The organism is Psychrobacillus mangrovi, assembly GCF_037104765.1.
GTDB classification, from domain to species: Bacteria; Bacillota; Bacilli; order Bacillales_A; family Planococcaceae; genus Psychrobacillus; species Psychrobacillus mangrovi.
The window spans coordinates 1-10,143 of sequence record NZ_JBAWSY010000038.1 but is presented as its reverse complement, the minus strand read 5'-3'; the positions used below and the strand labels follow the sequence as shown (position 1 = coordinate 10,143).

The 10,143-nt window shown below is 36.0% G+C and carries 11 protein-coding genes and 1 riboswitch; of the genes, 5 read left to right on the top strand and 6 right to left on the bottom strand.

The genetic code is table 11. The features are described from left to right. Positions 1 to 207 precede the first annotated feature (207 nt). Positions 208 to 516: a hypothetical protein gene (locus tag WAX74_RS20790; protein ID WP_336499557.1), complete on the bottom strand. Its 309-nt coding sequence runs from the start codon at positions 514 to 516 to the stop codon at positions 208 to 210. Between the two features lie 380 nt (positions 517 to 896). Then, a riboswitch (SAM riboswitch) is annotated at positions 897 to 998 on the bottom strand. 168 nt (positions 999 to 1,166) lie between these two features. Here WAX74_RS20790 and corA point away from each other — a divergent pair. Beyond that, a complete protein-coding gene (gene corA / locus WAX74_RS20785; protein WP_336499559.1) occupies positions 1,167 to 2,129 on the top strand; it encodes a magnesium/cobalt transporter CorA in 963 nt (320 codons plus the stop codon). A 221-nt stretch (positions 2,130 to 2,350) separates the two neighbouring features. On the opposite strand, the gene WAX74_RS20780 is transcribed toward corA, so the two are convergent. From WAX74_RS20780 to WAX74_RS20765, 4 genes are all read right to left on the bottom strand, one after another. Further along, a complete protein-coding gene (locus WAX74_RS20780) occupies positions 2,351 to 3,124 on the bottom strand; it encodes a hypothetical protein (RefSeq protein WP_336499556.1) in 774 nt (257 codons plus the stop codon). Positions 3,125 to 3,261: 137 nt separating this feature from the next. Then, complete coding sequence (locus tag WAX74_RS20775) at positions 3,262 to 3,639, bottom strand: hypothetical protein (RefSeq protein ID WP_336499555.1); 378 nt, start codon at positions 3,637 to 3,639, stop codon at positions 3,262 to 3,264. A 19-nt stretch (positions 3,640 to 3,658) separates the two neighbouring features. Then, the gene (locus WAX74_RS20770; RefSeq protein ID WP_336499554.1) at positions 3,659 to 4,135 is read right to left on the bottom strand and encodes an acyl-CoA thioesterase; all 477 of its coding nucleotides are present in this window, start codon (positions 4,133 to 4,135) and stop codon (positions 3,659 to 3,661) included. A gap of 74 nt (positions 4,136 to 4,209) precedes the next feature. Beyond that, the gene (locus tag WAX74_RS20765; protein WP_336499553.1) at positions 4,210 to 5,175 is read right to left on the bottom strand and encodes a DUF4003 family protein; all 966 of its coding nucleotides are present in this window, start codon (positions 5,173 to 5,175) and stop codon (positions 4,210 to 4,212) included. Positions 5,176 to 5,269: 94 nt separating this feature from the next. Between WAX74_RS20765 and rluF the strand changes: the two genes are divergently transcribed. From rluF to WAX74_RS20745, 4 genes are all read left to right on the top strand, one after another. Further along, positions 5,270 to 5,974, top strand: coding sequence for a 23S rRNA pseudouridine(2604) synthase RluF (rluF, locus tag WAX74_RS20760; protein WP_336499552.1), 705 nt, complete (start codon positions 5,270 to 5,272; stop codon positions 5,972 to 5,974). Between the two features lie 23 nt (positions 5,975 to 5,997). Beyond that, complete coding sequence (locus WAX74_RS20755; RefSeq protein ID WP_336499551.1) at positions 5,998 to 6,717, top strand: DUF6904 family protein; 720 nt, start codon at positions 5,998 to 6,000, stop codon at positions 6,715 to 6,717. Positions 6,718 to 6,781: 64 nt separating this feature from the next. Continuing rightward, on the top strand, positions 6,782 to 7,225 hold the full coding sequence (locus WAX74_RS20750) for an SRPBCC family protein (RefSeq protein WP_336499558.1): 444 nt from the start codon (positions 6,782 to 6,784) through the stop codon (positions 7,223 to 7,225). Continuing rightward, positions 7,226 to 7,570 (top strand): ArsR/SmtB family transcription factor, encoded by a 345-nt coding sequence (locus WAX74_RS20745; RefSeq protein ID WP_336499550.1) that lies wholly within the window; start codon positions 7,226 to 7,228, stop codon positions 7,568 to 7,570. A 531-nt stretch (positions 7,571 to 8,101) separates the two neighbouring features. Here WAX74_RS20745 and WAX74_RS20740 read toward each other — a convergent pair. Next, the gene (locus WAX74_RS20740; protein ID WP_336499549.1) at positions 8,102 to 9,643 is read right to left on the bottom strand and encodes a Mur ligase family protein; all 1,542 of its coding nucleotides are present in this window, start codon (positions 9,641 to 9,643) and stop codon (positions 8,102 to 8,104) included. Positions 9,644 to 10,143: the final 500 nt, after the last annotated feature.

Here is a 10,143-nt window from a genome sequence, read left to right as displayed (position 1 = left end):
TGTTCGTCGAGCCAAGATTTTATTCCACGCTTCCTCTAGCCCTTACCTCACGATAAGTACCTTGCGCTTCCTTAGTGGTTGGTCGATGTGTACCCCCACAGTGGACTTTCACCACCTAGATAGTTGCCATGCCTGGCACACAAAGAAAAAGCAAATGCGCTTTAATAAAGGCATTTGCTTCTGAAGTAGTAAATCTAATTTACTCGGTTAGTATCGAGGACCGAAGGGACGTTGGAAAGGTTGTTGGAATCCTCCTTGCGGATACGGATACGCTTGCTGAGGTGGATTCACAACCACATTTCGATTAGTTTCTGTAAAGTAATGCTGTGGAACATTGACAATATGTTGGCGATTCACATTAACGATTGGATGAATTACAGGCTGCATTCTCGGTATAAAGGAATCATGCACACGATATTGCGGCGGACATACCACTGGTTGCGCAGGTGGTTGGAACCATGGAGATACTTGAGGTTGATGGCATGAATGACAAGATCTATGATGATATGGGTTCACGATAAATTCACCTCCTTCTTGCACTTATAATAGTAAATGCAAAAACAGGCTATAGAAACTAGACAAACACCTCAGTTAGTTGCAAATAAAAATCAATCCGAATAATTAATCAACCCCTCTGCCAGGTACTGACAAAGGGGTTAATTAGTTCAAAACTCTGTGTGGTGTAAAAATAGATACTTTCTTTCTCTTTAATCAAATGGGATCTTCAAGTAAGAAAGTTGTATATTTAACTCGAAGCACTCCTGACGAATGGGTAGCTGAAGTGAACGAGATGATACCAAAGGTTAATTTTATATTTCTTTCATTAAAGCCCTTTAAATCAAATAAAACCTCTTCTTAGAAAGAAGAGGTTTACACGTCGTTAAGTGATTTTTCTCTTCTTATCTTTAAGCCTAAAAGCTTTTGGAATTAGCACAGTGCAAAAATGCCTGTTGCTGAGGTATCCTAGGGCCAAGTCCCTCCACCTCTCTTGATAAGAAAGTTGCTTTATTTGATTAATACCTACTATACATATAGAAATTATACATGTCAACACTAAATTATTTATTTTTTTATAATATTCTCTTATCTTTAAGTGTATTTTGATGGAAATTTGCGAATATGAGATAATGACGATATGTATTTTTTGTGGAAGCGAGGGTTTTGATATGATTCAAACGATTGGCATTACAACTGATCACGAAATAAGAGGTGATTTTCCCCTCGAGGATATTAAGAGGAAAAAGTTTGAATGGTATTGGATTGACATAGGGGAACCTACGAAAGAAGAAGAAAATCTTCTCAGTAATTTTTTTCATTTTCACCCACTAGCAATAGAGGATAGTTTACTAAGGCTTCAACGGCCTAAGTTAGACCATTATGATGGGTATGCTTTTTACGTTGTGCATACATTTAATGAAGAAACATTAGAAGCCGAAGAACTAGATATTTTTGTTGGGACGGATTATGTAGTCACATTTCATTATCCCCATATGCATGAATTGGCTGAAGCAAGAGAACGCATTATACGAAACTCAGAGGGCTGGGAACGCGGTGCGATGCATGCAACTTATCATATCATCGATAAGGTCGTGGATGCCTATTTCCCAATCGTCTATAAAATAGAAGATTATTTGAATGAAGTAGAAGATAAGCTTTCTTCAGATATGAGGCATTTATCAATGGACCAGGTTTTTGACGTTCGTAGCGATTTGCTTAGGTTACGTCGAACAGTAATACCAATGCGTGATTTATTGTACCGTGTTATGAACTCCGAACGGATAAACTTACAACACTCTGAACGTGCATATTTTGGAGATATATACGATCACTTACTAAAGCTTACCGAAATGATTGAATCAAATAGAGAGCTCACTGCTGATATTAGGGATAGTCATGTATCGATAAACTCTAGTCGAATGAATCGAATAATGATGATTTTAACGATTGTATCCACTGTTTTCATTCCTCTAACATTTATCGTTGGAGTATACGGAATGAATTTTGTGAATATGCCTGAGCTAGAATGGAAATATGGTTATTTTGTTGTGATGGGACTAATCGTTGTTATTGCTCTATCCATGCTTGCTTTGTTTAAATTTAAAGGCTGGTTTAACTTATTTAAAAACTAATTAGGAGACGCTGGACTAATCATGAGTCGTTTCCAATCGAGAAAACTGGTAGCCCTATAAAGCAGATAAAGAAAGATTTGACACCCGTTAGAAAAGATAACTATCAATAGGAAAAACCATGTTCAAATCGTAAAGAAAGCGTCTAGACTATACAATTTCGGACGCTTTTTTTATCTTTACTCTTTTATTTTAAATCCCCAGTCCAATAATAAAACAGTGCATTAAAAGTTTATTTTTTGATCATGCGATAAGTCGTGTGCAAGTGATACATGCACGTTTACAGCTTGTATTTCAAACGCAGGATGAGTTGCATAAGGAAAAATTCCAAAGCGATACTTCGCTAAACGTTTTCCATTAGAATCATCGATATCAATATCTCCATACATGCTTTTTGCTTCCATTTGAAGCATCTTCTCATTGATCGCATTAAAAATTATAGCTCTATTTTTAACTGAAAAAGAAGGCATTACAACAGTCGATATATGTTTTTTTGTGTGGTCGTAAATCTTTATCTGTATAAATTTTAATTTGTTTATAAATGTGAATTGACTAACTATGTGATTATCTATCGTACTTAAATTATATGTAATAGGAAATAACATTCCTTTTTGAAACAATGAAATGGCCGTCAACATTCTCTTAATTCCATGTTTCTCATCAGGCTCAATCTTATATAATCGTTCTCCTCTGCCTGAAACTAAGTAGGTCATTGGAATGATCGATACATCCCTTTGGAAATTAAGTTCGTTCAAGGGAAATTCGGCTGAATAATATTCACTATCTACTTGTTGCTCATCCTGTAATTTGTCTGCAGCATTTTGAATAACAAAAGAAGTGCTAAATAATATAAATACCGTAAACCCAATTAAAAAATGAGTCTCATAATCGTACAGTAGCATATCTCTAAAAATAATTACTAAAACTATGTAAACGCCCAGTGTTAGAATAGACCCTAGTTTTGCATATTTTGCCGATCGTTCGTATATATGTCGCATGTTCATCACTCCTTCTTTCATGCTTACGAATGAACAGTTGAAATAGTTTCATAAAAAAAGCATTCCTAACAAAGGACAGCCTCCCCTAAGAAAATAAAAACCTTTAGAAGACCTAATTAAAGGTTCTTCTAAAGGTTTTAGTGTTTTTCAATTGCATGAACGTATAATTTTTTCAAGAAAAAACCTAATACATATAAACAAATAAGCGCAAATACAATTAGCAGTATGTCTTCTACTGCTGTCGGCAAACTTAATGGGACTATGAATATGCGAAATAAAACAAATAAATAAATGATGCCTGCGATACCTGCAAGTAGCACTACTCCAATAATGGAAAGTTGCGCGTAGGTAAGTTGTTTAATATGATGTCTTTGCCTGATTAATTCAAGGACAATAGCAAGGGCTACGATAATGAATGTGATGGTGGCCTTTCCAAAATACACGTAGTTTATTAGATATACAACAAGCAGCGTGATCATAATATACTTATAAAAATGGTCTATTTGTTTAAGCATATATTCACATCCTCATTTATTAGTAATTCATCTCTAATCGCTGTTTACGATGGATCCTTCTTGCTGGACCTGATTCAAATAATCGAGTTTCTTCTTCTGTTTCAGGATGAATACCTGGTACGGGAACCGGATTACCATTTTCATCTACTGCAACCATTGTCACAAAAGACTCCGTTGTAAGTTTTTCTTCACCTGTAATTAGATTCGTTGACGTCACTCGTACATAAACTTCCATAGATGAACGACCTGTGTTTGAAACAACAGCCTCTAGCTCCAATACATCCCCTACTTTTGCGGAAGAAAGGAAATCAACAGAGTCTATTGAAGCAGTAACTACTGCACCATTCGCATGTTTCATAGACGAAATTGCAGCGATCTCATCAATAAAAGCAAGTACCCGCCCACCAAAAATAGTTTGGTGATGATTAGTATCAGGTGGGAGGATCAAGTGGGTTTGAATGGTTCTAGATTGACTCATTGGATTAGTGTTCATCATGTATTACTCCTCAAAGTTTTCTTTATTTGCCCTATTTTTTCATAAAGCATTATAGATATATTATAGCATGAAGGTCATACAGTGTTCGAAGATGATGCTGCTACACTGGTAGCTGCAATAGTTGAAATCATCATTGCCTGTTGTGCTTGAAGTAGCATTTCTAGCGATGTTGCAATTGAAATGGCAGCTGTTGTATAAGCGTCTTTGGATGCTCTCATTTCCCATCCTAGAGCGATAGATAAAGCACTATCCTTGTACCAAGAAAATAGTTTCATACTTGCTAAAGACTCGTAGGTTGTTACGATTGCATTTAGTTGGTCTTCATCCATTTCCAAAGCTGCCATAAATCCAATTATAGGATATTGAGGTGCCGATGTTTTTATCTTTACACTTTTTAATCCATCTCGTATGACGACGGCTCGTTTCACTAAGTCTTCCTCGTATTCAGCATTTGTATACGTTAGTATCTGAGACATCCACTGCAGTTCATTTCCTGAATAAAATTTATACTTTCTAAGTTCCTGATAGTAGCGATTCATAGTTTCTGCACGAACAGCGGTATCTCCATCTAGTTTTCCTAAAAACATGGCATATGGATAATCATCGGTTGAAGTTAAAAACCGATGATGCTTTTTCATATCCTCCATAAGCTGTTTAGCCCGTTCCATTTCCTCTGCCCAGCTTTCTTTCTCATCAGACATTAACAAAGCTGCTAAATAAGTATAACTATTTATTTTAAAGGAAGAGTTTTTCAACGCTTCTACTTTCTCTAACAAAAGATCTACTGCTAATTGCGGCTCTAAGCCTCCTGAGTCTAATGTAGCAACGAAAAGTGGATTTAGATGAGAACGTAATGGAGAGAATATACCTGCTTTCTTTTTAATAATAGTCTCTATTTCCTTGAATCTACTTTCACTGAGCTCCTTATCTAAAGTCACATAATAACCAGCAAGCGAAAGAGTAACACGTTTATCAACACCCCAGCTCAATACTTTTTTTAAAGCTTTGAATGTCTCTTCTATTTTTTGGTTAATCGTCATAGTCAATCACTCCTTTTCTTTTTTACGCGCTTTACTCTAAAATAGTTTCAAGTTTTGTTATAATCATGCTAACAAGAAAAGTAGGTGTATAAGGATGCGCATTAATAAATTTTTAAGTGAGGCTGGAATTGTATCTAGACGCGGGGCTGACAAATGGATTACGGATGGTAGAGTGACTATAAACGGAATGTCTGCTGAACTCGGCAGTAAAGTAGAAGCTGGAGATGATGTTCGAGTAGATGGGAAACCGATTGTAGTTGAACAACCATTAGTATATCTCGTTCTTAATAAACCTGTTGGTATTACTAGCACAACAGAACGTCATATAAAAGGCAATATTGTCGATTTTGTCAATCACCCACTTCGTATCTTTCATATTGGACGATTAGATAAGGATTCTGATGGATTAATTTTACTAACGAACGATGGAGACGTAGTAAATGAGATATTACGGGCAGAAAATAAACATGAAAAAGAATATATTGTTACTGTAAATGAAAAAATAACCGATTCATTCATTGAAAAAATGGCATCTGGTGTGAAGATTTTAGGAACAAAAACACTTCCTGCAAAAGTCAAAAAAATAGGTCCAAACACTTTTAATATTATCCTTACACAAGGTTTAAACAGACAAATAAGAAGAATGTGCTCTGCACTTGGATTCACGGTGAAGAGATTACAACGTATTCGTATTATGAATATAACATTAGAAGGCCTAGCTATTGGAGAATGGAGAGAATTAACCGAAATAGAAAAAAAAGAATTGTTTTCTACGCTTAACTATTCACCAAAAAGGTAATAGAACCTTAGGAGGTGGAGAATATGCTTGCATTGAAAAGCACGGAAAACATGACTGGTGTATTAATTAGTGGAGACTTTTGGGATTTAGATGAACTTTGTTCTGCGATACATCATCTGACGGGAAAAGAAGATCGATATATGGACTGGCAAGGAGCTCGTATGCGTTTATTAGGGGTGACATACGAATTACGTCATGCATATCAAGGAAATCGTAATATTGAATTTGTTGCAAATGGCTTACATAAAGAAATGATGAAAGCCCATGATTTTATCGCTCCAGAAAATAATATTTATTACTCTACTGAAATATTGTGGCCTGAGCTAGTTTTCTCGTTTATTGCTTTAAATGATTTTATTCAGTTATATAAAAAATACGAATTTGCTAATGATTTTGATCTGCACATTGTAAATGCTCGTAAACTCCAAGCACTTATTTCGGATGCATTAAAAGATATTTTAACGAACGAAGAATATGCAGTAATACTTAGTGCCGTTTTTTCACCCGAAACAACTGTAGAAGAATATGCGATTCAATATATTGATATGTTAAATTTGACTTATATTGAGATGACTAAGGAACAACGAACTAAATCTTTTTCTTCGATTGTTCAAAACATTGTAATGGAAAATAGTGAATATGAGGCTATTAAGAAAAAAGTTATTGCGGAAGCAAGTAAAACAAAAAGTTCTATACACGATTTACGTTTTAATGTGGATTATCCTGAAAAGATTAAATGGTGAATACTTGACATAAAACCAAATGGTTTCGTATTATTTTATATATGAAACCATTTGGTTTTATTTTATGGAGAAAGAAGGATTTTTTGTGGAAAATAAACTTAAAGACATTGTACAAACAGTCATTTTAAATGCACCGATTCAAAAAGTATGGGAAAATGTATCTACCGCTGACGGGATTTCAAAATGGTTCATGCCTAATGACTTTCAATTAGAAGAGGGATTTGAGTTTCTTATTCAATCTCCTTTTGGACCATCCCCATGTAAAGTAACAGAAGTAGACCCTCCAAATAAGCTTTCTTTTATTTGGGATACAGAAGGATGGTTTGTTTCCTTTATTTTAAAAGAGATGGGCGACAAAACAGAATTCACTCTTATTCATGGAGGTTGGAAAGAAGCAGATTATACACTCTCAAAAGCGAATGAAAAAAGCTCTGTTATCCGTGATAGAATGGCTCACGGTTGGGAAGGAATTGTACAACGCGGCTTAAGAAAGGCTATTGAAGACTAAGTGGAGACTTCTGCAAAAAAGTATGACGTGTTTCAAGCTATAGCAGATCCAACCCGCAGAGAGGTTCTAAAATTACTTGGCGAAAAAGAGCTACCTATTTCGGAAATATCTTCCCATTTTCCGATGAGTCGTACCGCTATAGCAAAGCATCTTCACGTGTTAACTGAGGCAGAGTTAGTCAGCGGACAAAAGGTTGGAAGAGAAAAAATCTATCGTCTTCATCCAGAACCTTTACAGGAATTAAAACAATGGCTTTCTTACTACGAGCAATTCTGGCATAACAAATTATCCATTCTTAAACATGTAGTAGAAAACAGTGAAGATGTGAAGCGTGAAACTGACTAAACGAAAACTCTTGTCTGTACTTGCTAATTACGCCCTTTAAAAATAAAACTATTTTCAATCGTTTTAGGAGGGCTTTGGACAGACTCTGCTACATCATTACCGTGTGATTTTTAGGAGAGGAGGGTCGTGACTAGCGTCACGACCCTCCTCTCTTTTTTCGGTAATGTTGTGGCTGTTGTCTGTCAGTCGCCATCCAGCAACTTGTGAAAACAGCAAATAGCTTTTTGGATAAAAAAGAATAGATACTATCCTATTCATCTGGTAAGCTCCCGAAGATACAACTTCGGATGCTGTCCATACTTTATTTAGTGAGTGCCTAAATTTTAAGGGATATCCCCTTCTTCATAGTATTTAATCTCCAAAACAGATATGGATTTTAGGTGAATCATGCGTTGCGTGCAGCAAGTATACTATACATCCGTGTCTACTCTCAAAGTGCTGAATTCATTCTATTAAGCACATGATCATCAACCGCTCTAAATAATAAAGCATATAAACAAACAGACCGACTAAAATTGTCGGTCTGTTTGTTTATGAGTTCCCTGCTACTCGTTTTTCAAGCGGCTGGAATAGCTTCTTTTTGTCCACATCTGGTCTAATTGTTTCTAGTTGTTCCAAGGCAATCTTTGCTCCATAGTCCATACCTTGACATCCAGCCAATAATAATAGATCGCCGTCAGTCACTTCTCCCAAACTACGTTCAATTGCATCTGGCAACTCTTCGTATAGATGAACTTTAATACCTGCTTCATCCATTACTTCTTTAAAAACTGCAACTTCTGCATCAGAAACTACATCCTTCTGCGTAACATGTGATCGGCTAAGGGTTGCGGTGATTTCATGAATACCAAGTCTAGGAGCCCATCTTGCGATTGCTTCTGCATTTTCTTTATTTACGGTAACTCCTCGATCTCCTCGAATGGCATATACAAGAGATACACGATTGAAATCCATTTTTTCTAATGTTCCCAACGTAATATCAATATTTCCACTATTAGCGAAGTGATCATCAATGATTTTAAAATCTTCTTCAAAAATTATTTCAAAACGTCGTTCCACTCCAACAAATTCAAACAAACTCTTTTGAATCGTTTCAACTGGAACCTCACATAGTAACGCAATGACGATACTAACAATTGAGTTATAAACAGAATGGAATCCAGGAGTAGATAGTTCAATTTGAAATTTTTGCTTCGGTATAACTATATCTGGAGTAACTAAATCACGTGTAATATCTACAGTAAATACAGCTCGACCAGTAGATAAATCTAAATTTTTACATAGTACGTCTGCCGATTGATCTTGTACTCCAAAAGTAATTACCGTTGCTTTTGTTTTATCGACAAGCGATGCAGAATATTCGTCATCTAAATTTAAAATAGCAACCTTGTCCGCTCCCGCGTTGCGAATCAGACTAGATTTATGCATAAAATAGTTCTCGAAAGAAGAATGCAAATCAATATGCTCTCTACTTATATTATTTAGAGTAACTATATCAAAATCAACACAACCCACTCGATTCAACTCTAGTGCTGAAGAAGAGACTTCCATTGTTGCGTGAGTTACACCAGCGTCGACCATTTGTGCATAAAAGCGTTGTAAATCTAAGGATTCTGGAGTCGTTAATTCGGATGGCTCTGCATAATCACCAATTTTTACAACCACCGTCCCCATTAATCCAGTAGTCAATCCATGATTCTCTAAAATGGCATTTGTCATAAAGGATGTAGACGTCTTACCATTTGTTGCAGTAATCCCAATTGTTTTTAATTTTCTCGTTGGGTGATTATAGTAGGCATCTGCAAGCGTTGCCAGAGCAACACGTCCGTTCTCAACTTTGTATTGTGGAACTTCTAACCCCTCAATAAAATCTTCTACAACTATTGCAACTGCACCGTTTTCAACTGCTTGTCCCGCAAATTGATGTCCATCTACCTTAAATCCTTTTATACAAACAAATACTTGTCCTTTTTCTACTTTTCGAGAATTATAGGCAAGTCCTGTTATTTCTAATTCCTTTTTATTTTTGAATTCTGTAACGTTCACATGCTTCATTAATTTGTTTATATCCATTAAAAAGTCCACCTTTTTATTTGATCAAATTCACCTTGGCGTATTTTCATAGAAGGGTATTTCACCTGCCATAGGCTTTATCTTACAGTTTACCCCAATTATCAAAAGAAGAAAACAACTAAGGTAAATCACAACTTGAATTAACTATTTTTATAAATTAGGCTTTGTTAAGATACAGTTGCTATCTCTAAGTTTAGGTTCATACCATTATGCATTTAGCTAACCACATGAACACGACGAATGAGACTCCGCGTAAGGATGTGGGAGTGGACAACTCTTCCAGCGGTGGCTCATGTATAGTGTGCAGCAAGCGCACGTCCATATGGTTGGTATTATACTAGATAAACCAACAACGAAGGTTAACAAAGCCTCCAATCGAGTAGAGGGAGAATAAGTTAACTTATTTTCGCCCCTCTCACAACACCGTACGTACGGTTCTCGTATACGGCGTTTCAATTTATATTACAGTGTGTACTTCTAAGTAACGTTCTAAAGCAGAG

Coding starts and splice junctions, on each gene's coding strand:
- corA (WP_336499559.1), top strand. CDS start 1,167: ATGATTCAAACGATTGGCATTACAACTGATCACGAAATAAGAGGTGAT.
- WAX74_RS20770 (WP_336499554.1), bottom strand. CDS start 4,135: ATGATGAACACTAATCCAATGAGTCAATCTAGAACCATTCAAACCCAC.
- rluF (WP_336499552.1), top strand. CDS start 5,270: ATGCGCATTAATAAATTTTTAAGTGAGGCTGGAATTGTATCTAGACGC.
- WAX74_RS20755 (WP_336499551.1), top strand. CDS start 5,998: ATGCTTGCATTGAAAAGCACGGAAAACATGACTGGTGTATTAATTAGT.
- WAX74_RS20780 (WP_336499556.1), bottom strand. CDS start 3,124: ATGCGACATATATACGAACGATCGGCAAAATATGCAAAACTAGGGTCT.
- WAX74_RS20765 (WP_336499553.1), bottom strand. CDS start 5,175: ATGACGATTAACCAAAAAATAGAAGAGACATTCAAAGCTTTAAAAAAA.
- WAX74_RS20775 (WP_336499555.1), bottom strand. CDS start 3,639: ATGCTTAAACAAATAGACCATTTTTATAAGTATATTATGATCACGCTG.
- WAX74_RS20750 (WP_336499558.1), top strand. CDS start 6,782: ATGGAGAAAGAAGGATTTTTTGTGGAAAATAAACTTAAAGACATTGTA.
- WAX74_RS20740 (WP_336499549.1), bottom strand. CDS start 9,643: ATGGATATAAACAAATTAATGAAGCATGTGAACGTTACAGAATTCAAA.